At 61.1% G+C, this 23,660-nt stretch carries 19 protein-coding genes and 3 pseudogenes; 18 read left to right on the top strand and 4 right to left on the bottom strand.

Translation table 11 applies throughout. The features are described 5' to 3' along the window. The first annotated feature begins 21 nt into the window (after positions 1 to 21). The 3 genes and pseudogenes from hpaH to VGN93_RS26320 all read left to right on the top strand — a co-directional run. Positions 22 to 804 carry a 2-oxo-hept-4-ene-1,7-dioate hydratase gene (gene hpaH / locus VGN93_RS26330; protein WP_327509920.1) on the top strand — a complete coding sequence of 261 codons (783 nt, stop codon included), beginning with the start codon at positions 22 to 24 and terminating at the stop codon, positions 802 to 804. Between the two features lie 8 nt (positions 805 to 812). Further along, positions 813 to 1,583 (top strand): 4-hydroxy-2-oxoheptanedioate aldolase, encoded by a 771-nt coding sequence (hpaI, locus tag VGN93_RS26325; protein ID WP_327509919.1) that lies wholly within the window; start codon positions 813 to 815, stop codon positions 1,581 to 1,583. 3 nt (positions 1,584 to 1,586) lie between these two features. Then, positions 1,587 to 2,054 (top strand): annotated as a pseudogene (locus tag VGN93_RS26320) (transporter substrate-binding domain-containing protein); the annotation flags it as partial. Positions 2,055 to 2,858: 804 nt separating this feature from the next. Here the strand turns inward: VGN93_RS26320 and VGN93_RS26310 are convergent. After that, positions 2,859 to 3,503 carry a hydrolase gene (locus VGN93_RS26310; RefSeq protein ID WP_327509918.1) on the bottom strand — a complete coding sequence of 215 codons (645 nt, stop codon included), beginning with the start codon at positions 3,501 to 3,503 and terminating at the stop codon, positions 2,859 to 2,861. Positions 3,504 to 3,657: 154 nt separating this feature from the next. Between VGN93_RS26310 and VGN93_RS26305 the strand changes: the two genes are divergently transcribed. Beyond that, a complete protein-coding gene (locus VGN93_RS26305) occupies positions 3,658 to 4,551 on the top strand; it encodes a LysR family transcriptional regulator (RefSeq protein WP_327509917.1) in 894 nt (297 codons plus the stop codon). A gap of 216 nt (positions 4,552 to 4,767) precedes the next feature. Then, positions 4,768 to 4,884, top strand: a pseudogene (locus VGN93_RS26300) (Lrp/AsnC family transcriptional regulator); the annotation flags it as partial. Here VGN93_RS26300 and VGN93_RS26295 read toward each other — a convergent pair. Then, positions 4,881 to 5,801, bottom strand: a complete 921-nt coding sequence (locus VGN93_RS26295) for a LysR family transcriptional regulator (RefSeq protein ID WP_327509916.1) — start codon at positions 5,799 to 5,801, stop codon at positions 4,881 to 4,883. The pseudogene VGN93_RS26300 and the gene VGN93_RS26295 sit on opposite strands and share 4 nt — an antisense overlap. Before the next feature lie 188 nt (positions 5,802 to 5,989). On the opposite strand from VGN93_RS26295, the gene VGN93_RS26290 reads away from it, so the two are divergent. From VGN93_RS26290 to VGN93_RS26260, 7 genes and pseudogenes are all read left to right on the top strand, one after another. Then, complete coding sequence (locus VGN93_RS26290; RefSeq protein WP_327509915.1) at positions 5,990 to 7,582, top strand: ABC transporter substrate-binding protein; 1,593 nt, start codon at positions 5,990 to 5,992, stop codon at positions 7,580 to 7,582. Positions 7,583 to 7,585: 3 nt separating this feature from the next. Next, complete coding sequence (locus VGN93_RS26285; protein ID WP_327509914.1) at positions 7,586 to 8,563, top strand: ABC transporter permease; 978 nt, start codon at positions 7,586 to 7,588, stop codon at positions 8,561 to 8,563. Between the two features lie 13 nt (positions 8,564 to 8,576). Then, the gene (locus VGN93_RS26280) at positions 8,577 to 9,452 is read left to right on the top strand and encodes an ABC transporter permease (RefSeq protein WP_414714176.1); all 876 of its coding nucleotides are present in this window, start codon (positions 8,577 to 8,579) and stop codon (positions 9,450 to 9,452) included. Then, on the top strand, positions 9,449 to 11,095 hold the full coding sequence (locus VGN93_RS26275) for an ABC transporter ATP-binding protein (RefSeq protein ID WP_327510036.1): 1,647 nt from the start codon (positions 9,449 to 9,451) through the stop codon (positions 11,093 to 11,095). Before VGN93_RS26280 ends, VGN93_RS26275 begins: the two co-directional genes overlap by 4 nt. 50 nt (positions 11,096 to 11,145) lie before the next feature. Further along, a complete protein-coding gene (locus tag VGN93_RS26270; RefSeq protein WP_327509913.1) occupies positions 11,146 to 12,438 on the top strand; it encodes a CapA family protein in 1,293 nt (430 codons plus the stop codon). Further along, positions 12,422 to 13,636: a peptidase T gene (gene pepT / locus VGN93_RS26265; RefSeq protein ID WP_327509912.1), complete on the top strand. Its 1,215-nt coding sequence runs from the start codon at positions 12,422 to 12,424 to the stop codon at positions 13,634 to 13,636. Before VGN93_RS26270 ends, pepT begins: the two co-directional genes overlap by 17 nt. Before the next feature lie 96 nt (positions 13,637 to 13,732). Continuing rightward, positions 13,733 to 14,088 (top strand): annotated as a pseudogene (locus VGN93_RS26260) (dienelactone hydrolase); the annotation flags it as partial. 328 nt (positions 14,089 to 14,416) lie between these two features. Here VGN93_RS26260 and VGN93_RS26255 read toward each other — a convergent pair. Together VGN93_RS26255 and VGN93_RS26250 are read right to left on the bottom strand one after the other, a co-directional pair. Further along, positions 14,417 to 15,073, bottom strand: a complete 657-nt coding sequence (locus VGN93_RS26255; RefSeq protein WP_327509911.1) for a GntR family transcriptional regulator — start codon at positions 15,071 to 15,073, stop codon at positions 14,417 to 14,419. A gap of 106 nt (positions 15,074 to 15,179) precedes the next feature. Continuing rightward, the gene (locus tag VGN93_RS26250; protein ID WP_327509910.1) at positions 15,180 to 15,755 is read right to left on the bottom strand and encodes a VOC family protein; all 576 of its coding nucleotides are present in this window, start codon (positions 15,753 to 15,755) and stop codon (positions 15,180 to 15,182) included. A gap of 327 nt (positions 15,756 to 16,082) precedes the next feature. On the opposite strand from VGN93_RS26250, the gene VGN93_RS26245 reads away from it, so the two are divergent. From VGN93_RS26245 to VGN93_RS26220, 6 genes are all read left to right on the top strand, one after another. Continuing rightward, a complete protein-coding gene (locus VGN93_RS26245) occupies positions 16,083 to 18,257 on the top strand; it encodes an alpha-ketoacid dehydrogenase subunit alpha/beta (RefSeq protein WP_327509909.1) in 2,175 nt (724 codons plus the stop codon). After that, positions 18,250 to 19,491, top strand: coding sequence for a dihydrolipoamide acetyltransferase family protein (locus VGN93_RS26240; protein WP_327509908.1), 1,242 nt, complete (start codon positions 18,250 to 18,252; stop codon positions 19,489 to 19,491). Before VGN93_RS26245 ends, VGN93_RS26240 begins: the two co-directional genes overlap by 8 nt. A 40-nt stretch (positions 19,492 to 19,531) precedes the next feature. Then, entirely contained in the window at positions 19,532 to 20,578 is a 1,047-nt protein-coding gene (locus tag VGN93_RS26235; protein WP_327509907.1) for an ABC transporter substrate-binding protein, read from the top strand. A 72-nt stretch (positions 20,579 to 20,650) separates the two neighbouring features. Next, positions 20,651 to 21,916: an ABC transporter permease gene (locus VGN93_RS26230; RefSeq protein WP_327509906.1), complete on the top strand. Its 1,266-nt coding sequence runs from the start codon at positions 20,651 to 20,653 to the stop codon at positions 21,914 to 21,916. 20 nt (positions 21,917 to 21,936) lie between these two features. Continuing rightward, positions 21,937 to 22,728: an ABC transporter permease gene (locus VGN93_RS26225; RefSeq protein ID WP_327509905.1), complete on the top strand. Its 792-nt coding sequence runs from the start codon at positions 21,937 to 21,939 to the stop codon at positions 22,726 to 22,728. Position 22,729: 1 nt separating this feature from the next. After that, on the top strand, positions 22,730 to 23,653 hold the full coding sequence (locus VGN93_RS26220) for an aminotransferase class IV (RefSeq protein ID WP_327509904.1): 924 nt from the start codon (positions 22,730 to 22,732) through the stop codon (positions 23,651 to 23,653). Positions 23,654 to 23,660 lie beyond the last annotated feature (7 nt).

Genomic DNA, 23,660 nt, shown 5'->3' with positions numbered 1-23,660 from the left:
CATCACGTCCGGAGCCAGTTCATGATTACCGAAGAGCAACGTCAGACGGCGGCAGACGCCATATTGAAAGCCGAGACCGAGCGTAAGCCGATCGTGCAACCCAGCAAGACCTATCCGGATCTGGATCTGGAGGACGCCTATCGTATCCAGGCGCTCTGGGCGCAGTCGCGCATTTCCCGTGGCGCGCGGATCGTCGGCCACAAGATCGGCCTCACGTCCCGTGCGATGCAGATGGCGTCCAAGATGACGGAGCCCGACTACGGCGTGATTCTGGATGACGCGCTCTACAACGACGGAGCGCAGATCAAGGCGGAGCTCTTCATAAAGCCGCGGCTTGAAGTCGAGCTGGCATTCATAATGGGCGAGGATCTCTCTGGCACGGGCACCCGGATCTACGACGTGATGCGCGCGACCGAATTCGTCGTGCCCGCACTCGAGATCATCGACTATCGGACAGAGGTGCCGCGGGCAATCACCGATACGATTGCAGACAATGCCGCGTTCGGAGCCATCGTGGTCGGGGGGCGTGTCATTCGCCCCATGGATATCGATATCCGCTGGGTGGGGGCGACCCTGTCGAAGAACGGCATTATTGAGGAGTCGGGTGTTTCGGCGGCGATCATGGGGCATCCGGCGGCCGGCATCGCCTGGCTCGTCAACAAGCTGCATGCCGTTGGCGGTGGCTTGAAAAAAGGACAGATCGTTCTTGCCGGCTCGTTCACGAGACCCGTCGATATCGCTGCGGGCGATGTCATACAGGCCGACTACGGCCCTGTCGGGTCCATCGGCGTTTCTTTCCTGTGAGGTGGCAGATGGATGTTCCAGTCAACAAGTTCAAAGCGAAGCTGCGCGCCCGGCAAAGTCAGATCGGTCTCTGGTGCGGACTTCCGGGAAGCTATGCGGCGGAAATCGTCGCGCCGGCCGGTTTCGACTGGCTGCTGTTCGACACCGAGCATTCTCCCAGCGATGTGCTGACGGTTTTGCCGCAGTTGCAGGCCGTGGCAGCCTATGACGTCGCGCCTGTCGTTCGGCCCGCGGCCAACGATCCGGTTCTGATCAAGCGCTTTCTCGATATCGGCGTTCAGACGCTGCTCATTCCCTATGTCCAGAACGCGGCTGAGGCAAAAGCAGCGGTGGACGCAACCCGATATCCGCCTGAAGGCATCAGGGGCGTTTCGGCGCTGACGCGCGCCACGCGCTTCGGCAGGGTGAAGAATTATGCGCAGCAGGCAGCGCACGAACTCTGCGTTCTCATCCAGGTGGAAACGCGCGAAGCGCTGGATCATATCGAAGCCATCGCTTCGGTCGAGGGCGTGGATGGCGTCTTCATCGGTCCGGCGGACCTGGCTGCCAGTTTCGGTTATCCCGGGCAGCCCGGCCACCCGGAAGTGGTTGAGGCCATTGAGAAGGCCATCGTTCTGCTGAACCAACTTGGTAAGCCGGCCGGAATTCTCACGCCGGACGAGAAATTCGCGGCGCGCTGCATGGAACTGGGAACGCTGTTCACGGCGGTCGGTGTCGATGTCGCGGTGCTGGCACGCGGTGCGGAAGCCTTGTCAGGCAGGTTTGTGGATCGGGCTTGACGAATGGCGGCTCCAGACAATGTTATCGTCGAACTTGCACCGACCGGGATTATACGGGCGGCGGTGAACGGCAGCAATGCCGCCCTTGTCCGTACCGATGAACGCACGGGGGCGCCGGCCGGGCCGAGCGTCGATCTGGCGAATGCCTTGGCGGCGGAAATCGGCTGCCCGCTTTCGGTGGTAAAATACCAATCGGCGGCAGCAATCCTGGCGTCGGCGGACCGGAACGAATGGGACATTGCCCTCATCGCGGCGGACCCCTCCAGAACGGACCGGTTTGCATTTTCCCCACCCTATGCGTTTGTGACGGCCACCTACTTGGTCCCGGCGATGTCTGATGCCTGCTTTGTAGCGGATGTGGATGTGTTCGGCCGGAGGATAGCAGCTGCTCGGGGCGCCGCTTATACAAAAGAGATCGAGCGCCAAGTGAAGCAAGCGACGATCGTCTATGCCGACTCCCCGTCGGCAGCGGTGGAAAAACTGAAGGCCGGTGATTGCGATGCGGCCGCAGGATTGAGGCAATCCCTCGAGGTCCTGGCCCTGAGCGATACCGCGTTTCGGATACTGCCCGATGAGTTTTCTCAAATTCCCCAGACGGTCGCTGTCCTGAAGGAAAAAAAAAGCATCAGCGGCTTTCGTCCGCCACTTCGTCGAAGTCCTAATATTGCAGAGGCGTGCGAATTCCTATGCTGCGGGACCAAATGCGCTCTCTTCGTCGCCGTCAATACCCACAAAGGCCGATTGAAGACATCGGAACATAAGATCGACGCGACGGATACCAACTACTTTGCGACTGGAAGTAGACAGGCCGGTTTACCGCCCCATACCGGCCATTCCGAAGAGCAAGTAGTTTACCGGGCGATCCAGCGGATCGCGCTCGATATTCCAACGCCAAATCGGGATGCCGCCTGCCGGGCCGATGCCCCTTCACCCGCAGGTTTCAAGACACGCAACCGCAAATCTTCGCAGTGCTCTGGCCATGACCAACTTCCGTCAAAGCGGATGTTGAAGCAAAAATCAGCCAGGGCGCCACATCACAATCGATTCATCGATATCGGGACGTGCTCAAGAAGGTCGGTGTTCAGCACATAAGCGTTCACTGTCAGGATCCCACGACACCGGTTCTGGATCACGTCTTCATGGACACGGTTCCCGGCCAGTGCCGTCCGAAATTCGGTTTGCGTCGGCAGAAGGTTTCGCTGTGGGGTGACTACGGCGAGGGCCGGGAAACGGATCGATTCCGACCCTCACCGAAATGCGCCATGCCGGCCGGGATCAGCCAGCTACTGGCGTGTTGAGAAGCTGCTGCTCCCAAAGATATGCGATGCCGCTGCCGCCGAAGTGTTGGATGAGAATTTCGGTCAGTTCCTCGACATGTTCGGTGCGCGCCCAATCGCGTTGCCACTCGCCAGTGAGCGCCATCACGGTCATCACGTTCGCGCCGGCCGCGATCATTCGCTGGATGGCAACTTCGTGAGACTCTTTCGAAATCCCGCCCGACGCGTCGGTGATCACGGTCACGTCCCAGCCTTCGCCGGCGGCCTGGATCACAGGCATTGCGACGCAGACCTCGGTCCACAGGCCGGCGATGATCAGCTGCTTGCGGCCGGTCGCCTTGACGACGTTCACCACATTCTCGTCCTGCCATGTGTTTACCCAGGTGCGATCGATGACTTCCTGGTCGGGGAATACGTCGGTGATCTGCTTAAAGAGAAGTCCACCGCGGGCCGCGATCACGCTGGTAAGAATGGTCGGAACATTGAAGGCTTTTGCCAGCTTCGCCAGCGCGGTCGTGTTGTTGACCACAGCTTGCGGATCGTGGCTGTTCAAGTTCGCGAGCTGATAAGGCTGGTGGTCGATCAGAACGAGGACTGAATCTTCGGGACGAAGAAGCGAATCGAGGCCGTTGCGAAGGGTCATCAAGACTTCCTTTCTCTGCCGCTATGAACGGCAATGGGTTCACAGGAGACATGCGCCCGCAGGCGGCGTTGCCTGGATGCAATTTGCTGTTCCTTTCGGTGGTGCGATAGTGCCATAGTTGGACGAGCTGTGTCGCGAAATGAGGAACGCCGGAATGGACATCGAAGATCTACGGACGTTCGTCGCAGTGGCCGATGCCGGGGGCGTATCGGCCGCCGCGCGCCGGCTTGGCGTTTCCAAGTCAATCGTCAGTCGACGGCTGTTTCGGGTCGAGGCGGAGCTTGGCGTTCAGTTGCTTGCACGAACGACCCGTGGCGCCGCACTCACGGAAGCGGGGGTCACGTTCAGGGATCATGCGGCCCGGGCCAGCGCCGAGATCGACACGGCCAGGGAAACGATCCTCCCGACCGGCGACCTTCGCGGCCGCCTCAGGGTTGCCATGCCGCTTACGTTCGGCCCAACCCACTTCGCGCCCGTGCTGGCGGAAATGGCGCGCCAGCACCCGCAGCTTCACATTCATACCTCCTACAGCGATCGTTTTGTCGATCTCATTGCGGAGGGTTTTGATTGCGCGATCCGGGGTGCCTACCTTCAGGACTCAAACCTGATCGCGAAGCGTGTCGGGCCGATCCATGGAAAGCTTGTCGCCAGCCCGGATTACATCAAAGCGCATGGGTCACCCGAGAGACCGGACGAACTTGTCATCCATCAGGCCCTCATGCAGGGAACGGAAGCCTGGCAGTTCATGGATGGCGACAAGATCGTCACGGTTCAGCCGCAGGGCAGGTTCAAGGCCGATAGCGCCACGGCGCTTGCCGCCGCGGCGGCAGCAGGTCTCGGCATCGCCTGGCTCCCCGATTGCATCACATATGCATATGTGACCTCCGGCGCATTGGTCCCGATCATGATACGCTATCCAGTCCCTCCGGGGGCCACGTATGTCGTCCGCCCGCCGGGTCAGCATCCCACGCGGAAAGTGCGGGTGCTCACCGAAATGCTGACTGAGTATTTTAAACGGAACCCGGAACTATGGGGTCTCGACGGCTAGGACACGAACGGTCCGAAGCCTCGTCAGAAACCTGCGCTAGACAGTCGCTCTGGTGCTGGAGTTCGATTGCCAGCCGGATGCGGGCTGACTGTCGATTTTCAGCAGGGTTTCACCCACTTTTCCGTCTGCTGTTGTCCCGCTTCTAACACTTCGAAATGCCGTTTTCCGACAATCAACAGCCTCCAAGCCAACCCGATGTACGAGACGCATCGCTATCTGATCGCGAATATACGCGCCGCCACCTTGTTCGATTTCGATCGCGTTCTACGCGAAGTCAGGATGATTGACGGTGTATCCAACAGTGAGGCCAGCTTGCTTCTCAGCAGCGTCTAGGCTGAGGCCTGTTTTCTCGCATATTCCACGACCGCATCGATCAAGTCGGTTTGCCGCATCACCTTGTCGCTGCCTCGGCGCCAGAACACCACATGTTCATAGGTGATGGTGGGGTGGAGTGGAACGATCTTGAGATCGAACATGCCGCATTGTCTCGCGATGAATTCGTTCATCAGGGTTATGCCCGCACCATGGGCAGTGAAGGCGGCGGCAAAGCCGATCGCATCCGTACGCACCCTGACTGCCGGATTGCGACCTTTGTGGGCAAAGGCATTCAAGCCCAGAAGATTGGATGAGAACTCGCGATCGAGAGTGATCAGACTTTCGGTGGCGATATCCTCGGCCGTGATCAAATCCTTGCTCGCAAGCGGATGTCCTGCCCGCATCAGGCAGATTGTTTTGCTGATTGATATCGTCTGCCATTCGAAGAAACGCTCATCGAGTGGCAGGCGCGAGATTCCGACATCCGCTTCGCCCGTCAGAACATGCTGAGCGATCTGATCGTAACTTTGAGCTCTGATGTAAAATTCCAGGGATGGATGGGTCTGCTTCAACTCGGCGACTAGCCTGGGGAGCATGGACAGGCAGACGAAATGTGGAGCGGAGATGGTTAAGCTGTTTTGAGCCAGGGTGAAGGAGCCGAGAATCTCCCGTTCGATATGCCCGAGCGTTTCGAAATAGCGGTCGATCCTGTTGTAGATTTCGATAGCGCGTGTGGTCGGAATGAGGCCCCGCCGATCCCTGACGAACAGCTTTTCTCCAACCAGTTCCTCGAACAGCTTAAGCTGCTGGCTGACCGCTGACTGAGTGATTTTCAATGCTTTGGATGCGCGCCGCGTCGAACCCGAGCGTATGATCTCCCGGAAAATCTCGGCGCGCCTGAGCCCGATGCCGCTTTCATCCTTCGGCTTGTCCAACTGTTGTTCTCCTCATCATACGTCTGACCGAAAGGATATCAGCTGAACTAATAGGGTGGCGAAAAAACTTAATAAATTGACGGCCTGGCCGGAATTATGGATTTTGAGATCAGAATTTCTTGGCTTTCACAAGGAAGCGGCTCCGGCTCATGTTTCACATGAACGGCGGTAATAAATGGGGAATTGGGATGAAATTCACGACGCGTTTTAGCGCCGGCAGCCTTTCGGTCGCTTCGGTATTAATTACACTGTTCACCGTGGATGCAGCTCCTGCCTCCGCGCAAGACTTGCGGATTGCAACATCATACAAGCTGATGACGCTCGACCCGCATTTCTCAACCCTCAACGAAAACTCCTCGCTGCTTTCCCACGTCTTCGAGCGTCTCGTCTATCAGGACGAAAAGCTCAACCTGCAGCCCGGGCTCGCCACATCCTGGACCCGGGTTTCCGATACCCGATGGGAATTCAAGCTTCGCGATGATGTGCGCTTTCACGACGGCTCGGCTTTCACCGCCGATGACGTCGTTTCCACGATCGAACGCATCCGAAGTTTCCTGAAACCGCCGAGCGGCGGGTTCCAAGCCTATACCAAGGGCATAGCCTCGGTCTCGGCCGCTGATCCGTCTACCGTGGTTGTCGAGACAGTCGGCAGTCAGCCGACATTGCCGCTCGCGCTATCGGCGATCTTCATCATGCCGCGCGGTTCGCAGGGTTTCGCGACGACCGAGGCGCTCAATGCGGGCTCCGCCCTTGTTGGCACCGGACCTTACAAGTTTAAGGCGTGGCGCTCCGGAGAAACCCTCAACCTGACCCGCAACGACGACTATTGGGGCACTCGTCCTGCCTGGTCGGAGGTTGCCTTCCGGATCGTCGAGAGCCCGGCTGCCCGGGTCGCGGCTCTTGTCGCCGGTGACGTCGATATCGCGGACTTCGTGCCCGCGCGGGATGTCGAGACGCTAAAAAGAAGGGGAGCCAAGGTCGAAAGCGTGCCCGCCGCGCGACTGAACTTCTTCCAGTTCGAACTCGGCGAGGAAACGGTCCCGGGTGTAACCGACAAATCGGATCGCGCCATCCCCAACCCTTTCCGTGATGCGCGGGTTCGCAAGGCTCTTGCCATGGCAGTTGATCGAAGCGTCATAGTCGACAAGATTCTTTACGGATACGGCACGGCGGCTGCTCAATTCTTCCCCAACGGGCTGGCGGGCACATCCGCGAACCTGACGCCGCAGACGGCACGCTACGAAGAGGCGAAAGCGCTGCTTGCGGAAGCAGGCTTCCCGAACGGTTTCAAGGTGGTGCTTAACGGGCCGGCCGGCCGTTATCCCGGCGACGGCGAATCGCTGCAGGCCGTCGCGCAGAGCTGGGCGCGTATCGGCGTTACCGCACAGCCCGTCGGGGTTCCGTTTTCCGTGTTCGATACCAAGCGCGCCGCCGGCGAATACAGCATCTGGTATGGAGGATGTTCCGGCGAGGCGGTGGATGTTTGCATGGAAGCCGTGCTGAAGTCACCCGACGCCGCGACCGGCGCCGGAGCGCTCAATTTCGGCCAGTACAGCAATGCGGCCTATGACGACATGCTCGACAAGGCCCGTACGGTGGATGCCGGGCCACAGCGCGACAAGGCGCTGGCGGACCTGACGGATTTCGTGATGCGCGACGAGCCGATCATTCCGCTCTATCACTTCCATCACATCTCCAGCTACGGCCCGCGGGTGAGCGGCTATCTCATGCATCCGCGCGGCTGGACCACTGCCATGCAGGCAACGCCGGCTGCGAACTGAGCCATGGCGTTGTTGAAATTCATCGCGGTAAGGTTCTACCACGCCTTCCTGCTGCTCGCGGTCATGTCCTTGCTCGGGTTCGTCGGCATCCACAGTGTCGGCAATCCGGTCTACAACATCGTCAATATCGACACGGCGACGCCGGACGATATCAGACGGGCGACCGAACTCCTGGGTCTGGACCAGCCGCTCTGGCGCCAGTATTTCGTTTTCATCGAGAACCTTGCCACCGGCAGTTTCGGAACATCTTACATCTACCATCAGCCAGCCTTCGATCTGGTCCTCAGCAAGCTGTCCGCCACTTTCGAACTGGCCGCGTTCGCGATGGTTGCCGCTGCGGCGACGGGGACTGGGCTGGGATTGATCGCAGGGACGCGGCCGGGGAGCCTCATCGATCGCGTCATCGTTACGGCGACCGTTTATGCCTTGAGCGTACCGTCATTCTGGCTGAGCATGATGCTGGTGCTCCTCGGTGCGGTCACGACCGGCTGGTTTCCCTCGGGGGGCCGGGGCAGTACCGCCACGATCCTCGGATGGGACTGGAGCTTCCTCACCGCCGATGGGCTGAGGCACCTGGTTCTGCCGGCGCTTGCGCTTGCTATTCCCAACATCGCGTTGATCGCCCGGCTGGCGCGTGCCGGCACGGTCGAGGTGCAAAGAGCGGATTTTGTCCGTTTCTGCCTCGCCAAGGGTCTGTCCGACCAGCGCATCCTGCTCCGGCATACACTGCCCAATATCAGCCTGCCGATCATTACCATTGTCGGCCTGCAGTTTGGAGGAATGCTGGCATTTGCGGTGGTCGTGGAGAGCATTTTCGCCTGGCCGGGCATCGGCAAGCTGCTGATCGATTCGATCCAGCTTCTCGACCGGCCCGTCGTGGTGGCGACGCTGACCTTGGTCGCGCTTACCTTCGTCATCCTCAACGCCATCGTCGACCTGCTCTATGCCGTGCTCGATCCACGCATCCGTATTTCAGCCTGATGAAGGAGCGGAGATGAAGATCATTAATACCATGACATTCCCGCCGCGCCGCGTCCGGCGTGCCGTGACGCTGCCCAATGCGATCCTTGCGCTGTTCGTGACGGCCGCGCTGACAGCACCTTTCCTGGCGCCGCAGAACCCCTATGACCTGCTCCAGATCATCGGCTGGGAGGCGTCCTCCCCGCCAGGCACAATGAGCGGCAACGGTTACCGTTACCTGCTCGGCACGGATGGGCTCGGGCGCGATATCGCAAGCTGCATCCTTTTCGGGCTGCGCATCAGCCTTGTGGTTTCCATCGTCAGTGCCGTGGTGGCAGCAGCAGTGGGTCTGACGCTTGGCGTCATCGGGGCCTATTTCGGCGGATGGGTCGATGCGGTGATCATGCGGGTGGTCGACCTGCAGCTCAGTCTGCCCACCATGCTCGTGGCGCTGATCGCGATCGTGATCCTGGGGCCCGGCGTCGATCGGATCATCCTGGCATTGATCATCGTGCAATGGGCCACCTATGCGCGGGTGGTCCGCAGCGTGGCGCTGAGCGAGGCGGGCAAGCCTTATGTCGACGCGGCGCGCACCATGCCGTTGTCGCACGGACGGATCATCCTGCGCCATCTTTTGCCAAACAGCATCGCACCGGCCATCACGCTGCTGCCGATCGAGATCGGTCACGCGGTGGCGCTGGAGGCCACATTGTCTTTTCTCGGGCTCGGCGTCCCGATGGACCAGCCTTCGCTCGGCTCCACGGTGGCTAACGGCTTCCAGTATCTTCTGACCGGCCAGTATTGGATCAGCCTGTTTCCGGGCTTTGCCCTATTCACACTGATCGCCGCCATCAATTTCGCCGGCGAGGATATCCGCCGGCTATGGGATCCGAGGAGCAGATCGCTATGACGGCTGACAAAGACAAGACGCCTTTGCTGGACGTTTGCGACCTGTCGCTGACCTACAGGGGAGAAGCAGGTTCCACACAGATCGTCCGCAATGTCAGCTTCTCCTTGAAACGGGGCGAGGTACTGGGCATCATCGGTGAATCGGGAGCGGGAAAATCGTCGATCGGAAACGCCGTGATCGGCCTGTTGGCACCCGGCATAGCCCAGGCCGGGGGCTCTATCCGGATGAACGGAACCGTGCTTGATACCGCCGCCGACGAGGCAAGGCGCGCGCTCAGGGGCAGGGCCATCGCCAGCATCTTTCAGGATCACACCTCCTCGCTCGATCCGCTGATGACGGTCGGGGCTCAGCTTGCTGAGACGATCTCCACGCTGGCGCCCGAGCTTTCCCGTGCCGGCGTGCGTGCGCGGGCCATCGAACTTCTCGATCGGGTCGGCATTTCGGATCCCTTACGGCGTTACGGCAGCTATCCGCATCAGCTCTCGGGCGGCCAGCGACAGCGTGTGGTCATCGCCACGGCATTGGCCGGGTCTCCGTGCATCATCGTTGCCGATGAGCCGACATCGGCGCTCGATGCCACGGTCCAGAAGCAGATCCTGCGGGTTCTGAAGGGGCTGGTCGTGGATAACGGCCTTTCCATTCTCCTCATCACCCATGACATGGGTGTCATTGCTGAGATCGCCGACCGGGTGGTCGTCATGAAGGACGGCGAGGTCATCGAACAGGGCCCGACCGGTTCGCTGCTGGAGACGCCGCAGAGCGATTACACGCGCAAGCTCCTGGCGGCGGTGCCGAAGCTGCGCTCCGCGCCGGCCGATACCCCTCCCAAAAAGGGGGCCGATCGCAAAGCGATACTCGTCGTCGAAAACCTGTCGAAGACATTCGGCGGCACGAGCATCCTCGACATGTTCAACACCGCAAAACCCGGATTCGCGCTGCGGGATATTGGGCTCCGATTGCCCCGCGCCGGGGTTCTCGGCATTGTGGGCGAGAGCGGAAGCGGCAAATCGACGATCGGCCGCATCCTGGCCGGTCTTGAGACCGGCAGGGCGGACAGGGTCGAACTTGACGACAAGATATATGACATAAGCCGTCAGGGCAGGGCGGGAAGCTTGCTCGGCAGGGTTCAGATGATCTTCCAGGATCCGTCTTCCTCGCTGAACCCGCGGTTGACCGTGGCACAGGCTTTGATCGAATGCGCGAGGGAAACCGCACGATCCGCGGACGATACCCGCCATGAGCGGGTCCACGCCCGCGTCATCGAGACGATCGAAAGGCTGGGCCTGCTGCAGATCCATCTTGACCGCTTTCCGCACCAGCTTTCCGGCGGCCAGAAGCAGCGCGTGTGCATAGCGCGCGCGCTGCTGGCCCGGCCGAAAATCGTCATCGCCGACGAACCGACCTCGGCCCTCGATGTTTCCGTTCAGGCGGAAATCCTGTCGTTGCTGAAGGAGACGGTGTCGGAAAACCGCCTCTCGATGATCTTTATTTCCCACGATCTCGCCGTGGTCCAGGACATTTGCGACGAGGTCTGCGTGATGCGCAACGGCAGGATCGAGGATTACGGTTCATCCGACTTCATCTTCGGTCGGTCCGACAATGCCTACACCCGCCATCTGATCGAAGCGCGACCGAAAATCTGACCCGGTAGCTTCTCTCCCTGCCAATGACAAAACATGACGAAGGCAATCAAATGAACGACCACTTTACCTTGGCCGTGACGGGCCAGTCCTTGATCAAGCATGACACGAGAGCTGTGAGAAGCCCGGAATTCGATCGCATCAAGGCGATTCTGCGAAGTGCGGACCTCGCCTTTACCAATTTCGAAGGCACCATATATGGTAGCCATGGTGGCTGGCCGCTGAAAGGGTTCTATTTTGGCAGCAGCACGCCCGAAGTGCTCGATGCTCTGGACGATATTGGCTTCAGGGCAATGTCACTGTCCAACAACCATTCCTTCGATCTTGGGCCGCCGGGCATTCTTTCGACCCTGGAGGAAGTCGGCAGGCGGGGTTTCCTGTATGCGGGTATCGGGCGCAGCAAAAGCGAGGCACGGGGTCCCGCAAGCGCCTCCTTCAACGGCAGGCGCATTGCGATGGTCGCGATGGATGGCGGGCCGGGCCCCGATTTTATGTATGCCCAAGACGCCGACGGAGAACGAAGCGGCAGGCCAGGCGTCAACCGCATCCGCATGTCGCGCATTCTCGAACTCGAAGGCAAGGCCTTCGAGCAGCTGCAGTCCATCCTCGACAAGGCGGAGTATTCGGCTCTCAACCTTCTGATGGACAATCAGCCTGACGACGAACCGCCACTTGAGGAAGGCGAACTCGGCATCGGACGGGCGATCTTCCGCAATTCTGACCGGTTCAAGAAGACGGTGAGGATCGACAAGGACGATCTCGATGCCAATCTGAAAGCCATCCGGTCAGCAGCGGACGAGGGTGAACTTGTGATCGCCTATCTGCATCATCACCACTGGTCGAGCGACTGGCTCCTCTCACCGGACTGGATCAGTGACTTCGCGCGTCAATGCATCGATGCCGGCGCCGCCATTTTTGTGAGCCATGGCGTACCAGTTCTCCTGCCGATCGAGGTCTATCGCGGACGTCCCATATTCCACAGTCTCGGCAATTTCATCTTCCACACACGATCCGAGATCGCGCTATGGAAGCATCGGGAAGTATGGGAAAGTGTCGTCGCGAGCTGCACATTCGACGCTGATAACCGGCTTACATCGCTGACGCTGCATCCGCTGATAGTGGGCGGCGAGGCAGGACTTCAGGACGAAAATATCGAGAACCGGCTGGTGCCGCATCTCGCAACTGGCGCTTCCGCGGAGCGAATTCTCAACAGGGTTACCGCATCCTCCGCCTATTACGGCTCGCAAATCGAGATCGTTGAAGGGCTCGGCCAGGTTCAGCTTGGAAGAAATCACTCGACCGATGTTTATAGCGCAACAGGATGGCCCCATGGATCTCCGCGATGAACTAAAACAACGCTTCTTTCGCTATCTCGCCGTCGAAAGCCAGAGCGATGCCCGTTCTACCACCCTGCCTTCGACGCCGGGGCAACAACGTCTTGCAGCCCTTCTGGCAATCGAGTTGCGGGAACTGGGGCTGGAAGACGTCGTTCTCGACGACCGCGCGACCGTGACGGCGGTCAGGCGGGGAAGGAGACCAGGTTTGCCCAAGATCGGATTCATCGCCCATCTCGATACGGTCGATGTCGGCCTGTCCCCGGTCATTCGGCCGCAGGTTCTGCGTTTCGAGGGAATCGACCTGTGCCTGAATCGAGGTGAGGATATCTGGTTGCGCACCGCTGAGCACCCCGAGATCATGCAATGGATTGGCCAGGACATCATCTTCAGCGATGGTACCAGCGTGCTTGGCGCCGACAACAAGGCTGCGATCGCAGTCATCATGACGCTGTTGGCCCGGCTTCCGCGGGATGGCGACCACTGTGACGTTCATGTCGCCCTGGTTCCGGACGAAGAGATCGGCCTGCGCGGCGCCAAGGCGCTCGATCTGACGCGCCTCGCCTGCGATTTTGCCTACACGATCGACTGCTGCGAACTGGGCGAGGTCGTTCTGGAGACCTTCAACGCGGCCGCGGCGGAAATCATCTTCACAGGTGTCAGCGCTCACCCGATGTCGGCAAAAGGTGTCCTGGTCAATCCTTTGCTTATGGCGACCGACTTCATTGCCCGGTTCGACCGGAGCGATACACCCGAGAGAACTGCGGAGTTAGAAGGATTCTTCTGGTTTAAGAGCCTGACGTCCAATGATCAGTGCGCGCACCTTCAGGTGCTCATCAGAGATTTCCATGACGATGGGTTGGCAGAGCGGAAGGGGCGGCTTGAGGAGGTGGCGAAGTCCATTGCGGCGCTGTATCCATCCGGGGCGATCAGGTGCAAAATAACGGACACCTACCGTAACATTGCCCGGTCCTTGAATGCCGATCCTCGCCCGGCTGAACGACTGCTTCGGGCACTGGATGCATTGCAGATAACCCCTAAGAGCCTGGCAATGCGGGGGGGAACGGATGGTTCGGCGCTGGCGGAGAAGGGCATAGCAACGCCGAATTTTTTCACCGGCGCGCACAATTTTCATTCGAGATTCGAATTCCTCCCGCTGGAAGCTTTCGAAAAATCTTATCAAACAGCAAGACTTATCGCTATTTTATAGTGGTTAAAGATGTGCAGGATGTTCTGCATGGACCGCTAGAGTTTGTCAGGGCCTGAGAAGCTATTACCCGAAATTCCGCCCTTGACGGCCGCGACCATGAACAATCTCATCAATCTCGCAAGGCATTTTCCGACGCCTGACGCCGTTCTCAGTGTGGCCTACACTCCGATCCGTCTTCCGATGCCAGGCCGTCAGCCGCTGGAACTGCGTTTGACAGCGCCCGCAACCGGCACGGGCTGCCGATCGTGGTCCTCTCGCATGGGTTCGGCCCAACCAACTATATACCGTCAAAGGACGGTTACGCTCCACTTTCACAATTCTGGGCGAAGCGAGGGTTCGTCGTGCTCCAGCCGACGCACGCGAGTTCGCGGGTCGGTGGCCTGCCGTCGGATGCACACGGCGCGCCGTTCTCTTGGCGCGAGCCCTTCGAGGAGATAAAGGCAATCCTCGACGGCTATAACGCCGCCTGTCAGCCCGGCACTTTCAACCACACGGTCCTGGATGATTGCATGACCGAAGGCGTGACGCCCGCCAAGTCCCACTGAGCACAGAGGATCGATACGGCGTCCTTCTATGCCTATGCGCTGAGGCCCGGTATCACCTTCACCTACCTCTCGCTCAAGGTCGACGACACCGCAGCCGTGCGCTTCGCCGAGAGGCCGAGCCCCAACCTGTTCGTAGCGGGCGAGATGATGGCGGGCAATGTGCTCGGCAAGGACACACGGCCGGCGTCGGCATGAGCATCGGCACGGCCTTCGGATGACCGAAAAGGCGCCTGCTTTAGAAGGTTATGTTGCTGAAGGCCTTGCGGTTTCGTTCCAGTTCCATGCGGGTTCGACGAATGTGGCTGTAGAGGGCTCTCTCCGAGTCCTCGACATTCCGCCGCTTGATCGCTTCCATGAGAAGGCGATGCTCGCACTGGATGATCCAGAAGCGTTCCCGGCCGAGAAGCATCGTATAGGCCCGGCGATAATGCTGGGTCGTGTTCCAGATGCGTTCGATCATCGGAATGAGCGTCGGCATGGCCGTTGCGCGATAGCTTGCGAGATGGAATTGCCGGTCGAGCCTGAGGAATTCCTCGACATCGGTCGTGCTGTCGATGGCGGCACAAATCTCTTCCAGGCCGAGAATATCCTCGTCGGTCAGGTGCGGCAGGCTTTCCCCGAGTGCAAGCGGCTCTATCCGCTCGCGGATCTTCCACATCTCCACGCATTCCGCGATATCGACGCGGGCGATCCACACGCCGCTGTTGGGCACGATGACGACGAGGCCTTCGCTCTCGAGCTGCTTGAGGGCTTCGCGTACCGGCACGCGGCTGGTGCCGAATTGCGCGGCAAGCTCTTCCTGGCGAATGCGCAGGCCCGGCGCGAATTCGCCGGTGAGAATCTTTTCGCGAATTTCTCCTGCGACCCGCAAGCCCAAGGTGGTGTCAGTCATAAAGGCGGGCTCCTCCGTATGCCGTGGGGCGGCACCGCAGATATAACAGACAATATCCGTCACCCGTCCACCACTGTTTCGCGACAAGCCCTGCATTTGTTTTCATCTAGGTCGCCGGGCCGGCAGGGTGCCAGAGGTGGCGTGATGTGCCCGCTTCATAGGCTTTGCCTCGTGGAAAGCAAACGAGTTCGAGCTGCATGCCCCAGGGTGCCAGGAAATAGACCCAGGTCTGGCCGGCGCTCGGGCCGTCCGTCCGCACCACGGGCGTGCCGAGGATGCGGACGTCCTTTGCGCGCAGATAGTCGAGTGCGGCATCGATATCATCGACATAGAAGGCGAGATGGTGCCCGCCGACATCGCTGTTGCGGGGCTGGCGCCTGTTCTGGTCGGGAGAAGTGTACTCGAAGATCTCGAAATTCGAGCCGTTCCCGCAGCGCAGGAATTTCAGCCGCTTCATGACGGCGCGCGGATGCACGTTGAGCGCCGTCTCCATCCAGTCTCCATCCGACGCGAACGGGCCGAGCTCGTAGAACGGTTCGCATCCGATGACGTTCACGAAGAAATCCACCGCCTGATCCAGGTCCGGAACCGTGAAGCCGATATGTTCCGTGCCCCTCAGGCCCGGCAGGCCGCGCCCGGCCGGAATGCCGTCGTTCCGGTGGCTCTTGTCGTCGTCGGGCATTCGGGTGCTCCTCCAAGCAAAATCGGCAATGAATCCATTTTCAAATGATTGGATACATTTATCTGTTTGTCGAGCGATTAAACTGCATAATTTGCCGATTATCGCCGTTAAATATCGATCTCTGAATATTTGTGGATACAATCCGTTGACATCGAACGAGGAAAATGAAAGCCTTGGCATAACAAGACCATCAGAAACGTGGGAACCACACCGGCTCAGCCGGGAAAATCCGGGTCGTCCGACACCGAGCGCGTGACGCTTCATATCGCCTGTCGTTTGCAAGCCTCTTGCAAGCCGTGGCTACGCTATTGTCCGTTGAGGGAAGAAATGCCGCAAACGAAGAACGTATCGAGTTCCACGCGCTGGCTCGATTTCGGGACCACCAAAAAAGACTGGGATGGCGCGAAAGCCGCCGAGCTGGAAACCGTTCTGTCGTCCCTCCACCTCATCCGGGCCTTCGAGGAAGCGGTGCTCGAACTGGCGAACGAAGGGCTGGTCCACGGACCGGCGCATTCCTCTGTCGGCCAGGAAGGCGGCGCCGTTGGATCCATCCTGCCGCTGAGGCCCGACGACCAGATCAACGGTTCGCATCGCGGGCACCACCAGTTTCTGGCAAAGGCCCTGAACTATGTTGCGCCCGGCGGATTGCCCGTGGGCGCGGATTTCGACCGGTCCGTCGTGGCGCTTCTTCGCCGCTCGCTCGCCGAGATCATGGGGCTTGCGGAAGGTTTTTGCGGCGGGCGCGGCGGGTCCATGCATCTGCGGTGGTACGAGGCGGGGGCGCTCGGCACCAATGCCATCGTCGGCGGTGGCGTGCCATTAGCGGCGGGTGCCGCCTTCGCCCACAAGCAATCCGGCACGGATGCCGTTGCGGTCAGCTATTTCGGCGATGGCGCGATCAACATCGGGTCGGTTCTGGAAACGATGAATCTCGCCGCCATCTGGCGCCTGCCGCTGTGCTTCTTCATCGAGAACAACCGTTACGCCGTCTCCACCAGCCTTGAGGAATCGACGGCGGAAACCCGCCTGGCGGCGCGCGGACAGGCCTTCGCCATTCCCTCCTGGCATGTCGACGGTATGGATCCGCTTGCAGTCAACCTCGCGATGAAAGAGGCGCTGGCGCATATGCGCGCCGGCAAGGGGCCGACGATCATCGAGGCGGATGTCTACCGCTATTTCCACCAGAACGGCTCCTTTCCCGGCAGTGCCTTCGGCTACCGCATGAAGGAAGAGGAAGAGGCCTGGAAGGCGCGCGACCCGCTGGACCGGGTGGCAAAGGAAATGATCGTGCGCGGCCTGATCGATCAGCCTGCCGTCGATGCGCTGAGGGCGCAATGCAAGCAGGTCATGCAGGCGGTGACCGAAGAACTGACGGATAGGGTCGATAATCGCCGGTCGATCAAGCCCGAGCTGTGGCCTAAGCCCGACTTCTGTGATGTCGGCGTGCGGAGCGACGGGTCGGAACTGGCGAAGCTGCGTTATGTCGAGCAATCCGGCTATGCCGGCAGGATCGAACAGCGCAAGTTCGTCGACGTCATTGCCGAAGTGCTCGATCGGCGCATGGAGACGGACGATAGCGTCATCATTCTCGGCGAGGACATCCACCGCCTGAAGGGCGGGACAAACGGCGCGACGCGCGGCCTCAAGGCAAAATATCCCGATCGCATTCTCGGCACGCCGATCAGCGAAAACGCCTTCATGGGGCTCGGCGGCGGGCTTGCCATGGACGGGCGATACCGCCCCATCGTCGAGTTCATGTATCCGGACTTCATGTGGGTCGCCGCGGACCAGGTGTTCAACCAGGTCGGCAAGGCCCGCCACATGTTCGGCGGCGATATCGCCATGCCGCTGGTGCTACGCACCAAGATCGCGATCGGCACCGGCTACGGGTCGCAACATTCGATGGACCCGGCCGGCATTTTCGTGACTTCGCCGGGCTGGCGGATCATCGCGCCCTCGACACCCTTCGACTATGTCGGCCTGATGAACACGGCGCTCGCCTCCAACGATCCCGTTCTGGTGATCGAGCATGTCGATCTCTACCAGACGACAGGGCCGGCGGCGGCCGGCGATCTCGATTATTTCATCCCGTTCGGAAAGGCGGCCGTGCGGCGGGCGGGCTCGGCGGCGACGATCCTGACCTATTCCGCCATGGTGCAGGCGACGCTCGATGCCGTGGCGGAGACGGGACTGGATGCCGAGGTCATCGACCTCAGGTGCCTCGATCGCGCAAGCATCGATTGGGACACGATCACCGACAGCGTGAAGAAGACGAACATGGTCATGATCGTCGAGCAGGGACCACGCGGCTCGTCCTACGGCGCCTGGCTTGCCGACGAGATACAGCAACGCCTGTTCGACTGGCTGGATCATCCGATCGAGCGGGTGACCGGCCGGGAAGCGTCGCCTTCGATCTCCAAGATTCTGGAGCGGGCGGCCTATGCCGGACGGGAGGAAATCGCGACCGCCCTGAAGGCTTTGCCGGAGCGCCGCAATGGCTGAGTTCCTGGTCCTCCCCTCCGTCGTCGCTAATGCGCGCGACGGGACGATCGCCCGCTGGCTGAAGGCCGAGGGCGACCTGGTCGCCTCCGGCGAGGCCTTTGCCGAGATCGAAACGGACAAGGCCGTCATCGAAATTCCAAGCCCGAAGGCCGGCCGCGTCGCACGCATTTTGCACGGCGACGGCGCCACGGTTCCCGTCGAGACGCATATCGGCGTCTTGGCAGAAGCCGGCGAGGATGATGCCACAATAACGGCCTTCCTGTCGGGCGCTGCACCGGTCGAGGAAGCGCCGCAGGCGGTTTCTGCTCCCGCGGCAGCAATTCCCGCACCGGCAACATCCGATCGGATTTTCGCCAGCCCGCTTGCCCGACGCCTTGCTCGGGAGGTCGGTATTTCCCTCGGCGATATCAGCGGAACGGGACCGCGCGGGCGCATCATGCGGGAGGATGTGGAGGCCATTATCGCTGCACGTCTCGTGAAGCCCGCAGCCGTGCCGGCCGCCAAGGTCGTCATTGCTGAGGAGCTAGCTCCGGCCACCGCCGTGGACATCCCGCACTTGGTGGTGCCGCATTCGCCGATGCGCCGCACGATCGCGCAGCGCCTTTCGGAGGCCAAGCGGACAATTCCGCACTTTTATCTGAATGCAGACATCGCCATGGACGCGCTGATCGCCTTGCGCGCCCGGATCAACGGCGAGAGGCCCGACAGCGGCAGACTGTCCGTGACCGATTTCCTGGTGAAGGCAGCGGCGGCGGCGTTCGGTCTGGTGCCGGCCTGCAATGTGATCTGGACCGAGGCCGCGCTCCTGCAATTGCAGCGGACGGACATCTGCGTTGCAGTTGCGACGGAGGGCGGGCTGATCACGCCTGTCGTCAGGGATGTCGGCAACAAGTCGCTCTCCGTCGTCTCCCGCGAGATTGCGGAACTGGCGTTGCGTGCCCGCAACGGCGCGCTCAAGCCGGAGGAGTATCGCGGCGGGTCCTTCACCATCAGCAATCTCGGCATGCATGGCGTCAGCGATTTCACCGCGATCATCAACCCGCCGCAGGCCGCGATCCTGGCGGTCGGCGCGATCGAGGAACGCATCGTCTCGCGAGGCGGTACGGCGCTCAGCGCACGCATGTTGCGCGTGACACTGTCGCTCGATCATCGCGCGATAGACGGCGCGGTCGGGGCGCAGTGGCTCGCGCGCTTCAAGGAGCTCGTCCAGAACCCGATGCAAATTCTCGTCTGAGATCAAGCCGTACGAACGATCAACAATGAAAGAGAGGAACATGATCATGCATAAATATATGAAGACGCTTCTTGCCGCCGGCGTCGTGGCGGCGGCCGGCCTTTCGGCGGCCGAGGCGCGCGACCTGACGGTCGTCGGCTTCGGCGGCGCGGTACAGGATGCGTTCCGCGAAGCCTATTTCACGCCCTATGCCAAGGAAAAGGGCATCACGGTGCTGGAGGACACCACGAATGGCGGCCTCGCCAAGCAGAAGGCCATGGTCGAGGCCGGGAACGTCACCTGGGACGTCATGCAGATGGAGGACGACGAGGTCACCATGGCTTGCGAGCAGGGCCTGCTCGAGGACATGGACTGGTCGACCCGCGCGCATGCGGATGAAATCGACCCCTCCCAGTTCAAGGATTGCGCGGTCGGTGCGCTGAGCTGGGCAAATATCCTGACCTATGATGCAAGCAAACTGACCGACGGCCCGAAGAACTGGGCAGACTTCTGGAACGTGGAGAAGTGGCCGGGCAAGCGCGGGCTGCGCAAGACGGCGAAGCTCACCATGGAAGTGGCCCTGATGGCCGACGGCGTAGCGCCCGCAGACGTCTACAAGGTCATCGCCACGAAAGAGGGACAGGACAGGGCATTTGCGAAGCTCGACGAGCTGAAGCCGCATATCCAGTGGTGGGAAAGCGGCGCGCAGCCGCAGGAATGGCTGTCGTCCGGCGACGTGGTGATGACGTCCGCCTATAACGGCCGCGTCGACAATGCCCAGAAGGAAGGCAAGAACTTCCCGATCATCTGGGACGGGCAGATCAACTCCGTCGAGTTCTGGGCGGTCATGAAGGGCACGCCGAACCTCGACCAGTCCATTGCCTTCGTGGAGTTCCTCATGTCGAAGGACCCGCAGGTGACCTTCGCCAACGCCATCGCCTACGGCGTCAGCAACGTCAAGGCGATGGAAGCTTTGCCGGCCGACCGCCTTGCCAAGCTTCCCTCCGCGCCGGACAACCTCAAGAATGCCGTCCGGTTCAATTCGGAATTCTGGATCGACCACGGCGAGGAACTGGCGGAGCGTTTTGCTAGCTGGGTTGCCCAGTAATCCGTCGCAACAACGTCTGAAATCCTGTCGGGCAGTCGCTGTCCGGCAGGATTTCCGGAGGCTCGAAGCCAGATGACCCTGACCGTTCAAGACAGCGCCGAGACGCGGAAACTGCGCCACGCCTGGGGCCAGGCCGGCAAGCGCCGGCGCACCATCTCGCTTCTGCTGGTGGCGCCGCTGTTCGTCTATGTCCTGCTGACATTCATGCTGCCGATCGGCTTGATGCTCTACAAGGCTGTCGAGAATGTCGAGCTGATCAGGGCCGTCCCGGAAACGACCGTCGCACTCGGGCAATGGAAGCCGGAGAGCCCGGACGAGCTACCGCCCGATATCGTCTTCACGACATTCCTGAACGAAATTTCGGCCGCCCCGCGCAACCTTGTCGGCGAAGCGGCAAGACGCCTGAACTATGAGGTGAGCGGCTATCGCACGCTTCTCACCAGCACCGTGCGCAAGCTGCGCACCCTGCCCGAAAACCTCAGCGAAGAGGGTGCCGCGCGGCGTTTCATGGCGGACATCGACGCGCGCTGGGAAGAGCCCGCCTACTGGCACGCGATGAAGCGGGCGTCCTCCACCTACACGCCATATTACATGCTGGCGGCGGTCGACCTTGGCATCGACGATGCCGGACAGGTCGTGCAGGCGCCGGAGGAGCAGCGCACCTATATCGACATTCTCCTGCGCACCCTCAAGACAGCGGCGATCGTCACGGCGGTATGTGTGCTCCTGGGTTACCCGCTCGCCAACCTGATGGTCGTAGCGCCGCGGCCGTTCTCGATCGCGCTTATCATTGCGGTGATGCTGCCGTTCTGGACGTCGCTGCTGGCGCGCACCTCCGCCTGGATCGTGCTTCTTCAGCGTGAAGGGCTGGTCAACTCGCTTCTCGGTTATCTCGGGCTGATCCGGGAACCGCTGGAACTCATCTTCAACACCACCGGGCTCTATATCGTCATGATCCACATGATGCTGCCGTTCATGGTCCTGCCGCTCTATTCCGCGATGAAGGGCATCCCGCCGCATTTCATGAAGGCCTCGGCATCGCTGGGGGCGCATCCGGTCCGCGGTTTCCTGAGCGTCTACCTGCCGATGACCCTGCCGGGCGTCGGGGCGGGTGTGCTGCTGACCTTCATCGTCACCGCCGGCTATTATATAACGCCGTCGCTGGTGGCGAGCGCGCGCGACCAGATGCTCGGCTATTTCATCGCCTTCTTCGCCAACACCACCATCAACTGGGGCATGGCGTCCGCGCTCGGCATCATCCTGCTCGCCTGCACCGTCGCCGTCTATTTCCTTGCGGCGCGCACGGTCGGCGTGCGCCAGCTTGCGGGGCTGAAATGATGCAGTACCGCCATAAAATCATGGCCCTGCGCGCCCTCTACTACGCCTTCGGCGTCGCGATGATGCTGTTTCTCGTGGTGCCGCTGCTTGCCATCGTTCCCCTGTCCTTCAGCTCCGGCAGTTTCCTGTCCTATCCGCTGCCGGGCGTATCGACCCAATGGTACGAGCGCGTTTTCCAGGATGGGCCTTGGCTCGGTTCGCTCAAGAACAGCCTGATCATCGGCGCGGTCTCAACGGTCGCCGCGACCATTCTCGGCACGCTGGCCGCCTATGCCTTTGCCCGGCGCGACCTGCCGATGCCGACCGCCATCCTCGGCTTCCTCATCGCGCCGATGATCGTGCCGCCCGTCATCAGCGGCCTCGGCATGTATTTCCTGATGGCGAAGGTGGGGCTCACGGCCAGCATGCCGGGCGTCATCATCGCGCACACGGTTCTCTCGGCGCCCTTCGTGCTCATCACCGTCACCGCGACGCTGCAGGGCTTCGACATGGGGCTGCTGCGCGCGGCCGCAAGCCTCGGCGCGTCACCCGCCAAGGCGTTCATGACCGTTCTCGTGCCCGTCATAGCGCCGGGCATCATCTCGGGCGCGCTCTTTGCCTTCATGACGTCGTTCGACGAGGTCGTGGTGACGCTGTTCCTCGCCGGACCGACCCAGCGCACCCTGCCACTCAAGATGTTCGAGGGGCTGCGCGACAACATCGAACCCTCCATTCTGGCAATGGCGACATTCCTGATGCTCATTGCCGTCCTCAGCCTCGTCGCCGCGCTGTTCCTGGTGAACCGCAACGCCAGAAACCTCGGAAAGGCCTGACATGACCCAGCAGAACGAAATCCATATCCCCAATCCGCAGGCCGGTGTCGCGTTCATGGACGGCAGGTATATGCCCATCGGAGAGGCGAGCGTGCCGATCCTCGATCGCGGCTTCGTGCGGTCCGACGCCACCTATGACGTCGCCCATGTGTGGAAGGGACGGTTCTTCCGCCTCGACGACCATATCGAGCGCTTCTTTGCCTCGATGCGGGGCCTGCGCATGTCGCTGCCCTATACCCACCAGCAGATCGCCGACATCCTCATCGAATGCGTGAGCCTGAGCGGCCTGCGTGATTCCTATGTGCAGATGACCTGCACGCGCGGCATGCCGCCGGTCGGAAGCCGCGATCCGCGCCTGTGCACGCAGCGCTTCTACGCGTTCGCCGCTCCCTTCGTCTGGATCGCCAACGACGACCAGCGCCGGCAGGGCGTCCCGATGATCGTCAGTTCCGTCCAGCGGATCCAGCCGCAGGCCGTGGACCCGCGCATCAAGAATTTCCACTGGCTGGATCTCACCATGGGTATTTTCGAGGCCTACGACCGGGATGCCTTCGTGGCCGTGCTGCGCGACGGCGAGGGCAACATCACCGAAGGCGCGGGCTTCAACGTGTTCGTGGTGAAGGACAATGTTCTCTGCACGCCCGTCAGCGGCGTCTTCGAGGGCATGACCCGGCGCACGGTCGTCGAGCTTTGCGAGCAATTGCAGCTGCGCTGCGATGTCCGCACCGTCGGGATCGACGAGATCCTCGGCGCCGACGAAATCTTCATGACCAGCACGGCGGGCGGCATCATGCCGGTGACGACGATCGACGGCAAAACGGTCGGCGATGGCAAGCCGGGCGCGCTCACCACCCGCCTGCACGATCTCTACTGGCGGCGCCAGGAGGAAGGCTGGCTCGGCACCGAGGTTGCCTACAGGGATTAGAAGCCGC

The sequence above is a fragment of the Shinella sp. genome, assembly GCF_035998705.1.
Taxonomy (GTDB): domain Bacteria; phylum Pseudomonadota; class Alphaproteobacteria; order Rhizobiales; family Rhizobiaceae; genus Shinella.
Note: the sequence above shows the minus strand (reverse complement) of the source record. Positions and strands in the feature narration are given on the sequence as shown.

Bases quoted from the DNA above. Each gene is read 5' to 3' on its own strand.
- hpaH (WP_327509920.1), top strand. From the start codon at position 22: ATGATTACCGAAGAGCAACGTCAGACGGCGGCAGACGCCATATTGAAA.
- hpaI (WP_327509919.1), top strand. From the start codon at position 813: ATGGATGTTCCAGTCAACAAGTTCAAAGCGAAGCTGCGCGCCCGGCAA.
- VGN93_RS26310 (WP_327509918.1), bottom strand. From the start codon at position 3,503: ATGACCCTTCGCAACGGCCTCGATTCGCTTCTTCGTCCCGAAGATTCA.
- VGN93_RS26305 (WP_327509917.1), top strand. From the start codon at position 3,658: ATGGACATCGAAGATCTACGGACGTTCGTCGCAGTGGCCGATGCCGGG.
- VGN93_RS26290 (WP_327509915.1), top strand. From the start codon at position 5,990: ATGAAATTCACGACGCGTTTTAGCGCCGGCAGCCTTTCGGTCGCTTCG.
- VGN93_RS26285 (WP_327509914.1), top strand. From the start codon at position 7,586: ATGGCGTTGTTGAAATTCATCGCGGTAAGGTTCTACCACGCCTTCCTG.
- VGN93_RS26280 (WP_414714176.1), top strand. From the start codon at position 8,577: ATGAAGATCATTAATACCATGACATTCCCGCCGCGCCGCGTCCGGCGT.
- VGN93_RS26275 (WP_327510036.1), top strand. From the start codon at position 9,449: ATGACGGCTGACAAAGACAAGACGCCTTTGCTGGACGTTTGCGACCTG.
- VGN93_RS26270 (WP_327509913.1), top strand. From the start codon at position 11,146: ATGAACGACCACTTTACCTTGGCCGTGACGGGCCAGTCCTTGATCAAG.
- pepT (WP_327509912.1), top strand. From the start codon at position 12,422: ATGGATCTCCGCGATGAACTAAAACAACGCTTCTTTCGCTATCTCGCC.
- VGN93_RS26255 (WP_327509911.1), bottom strand. From the start codon at position 15,073: ATGACTGACACCACCTTGGGCTTGCGGGTCGCAGGAGAAATTCGCGAA.
- VGN93_RS26250 (WP_327509910.1), bottom strand. From the start codon at position 15,755: ATGCCCGACGACGACAAGAGCCACCGGAACGACGGCATTCCGGCCGGG.
- VGN93_RS26245 (WP_327509909.1), top strand. From the start codon at position 16,083: ATGCCGCAAACGAAGAACGTATCGAGTTCCACGCGCTGGCTCGATTTC.
- VGN93_RS26240 (WP_327509908.1), top strand. From the start codon at position 18,250: ATGGCTGAGTTCCTGGTCCTCCCCTCCGTCGTCGCTAATGCGCGCGAC.
- VGN93_RS26235 (WP_327509907.1), top strand. From the start codon at position 19,532: ATGATCATGCATAAATATATGAAGACGCTTCTTGCCGCCGGCGTCGTG.
- VGN93_RS26230 (WP_327509906.1), top strand. From the start codon at position 20,651: ATGACCCTGACCGTTCAAGACAGCGCCGAGACGCGGAAACTGCGCCAC.
- VGN93_RS26225 (WP_327509905.1), top strand. From the start codon at position 21,937: ATGGCCCTGCGCGCCCTCTACTACGCCTTCGGCGTCGCGATGATGCTG.
- VGN93_RS26220 (WP_327509904.1), top strand. From the start codon at position 22,730: ATGACCCAGCAGAACGAAATCCATATCCCCAATCCGCAGGCCGGTGTC.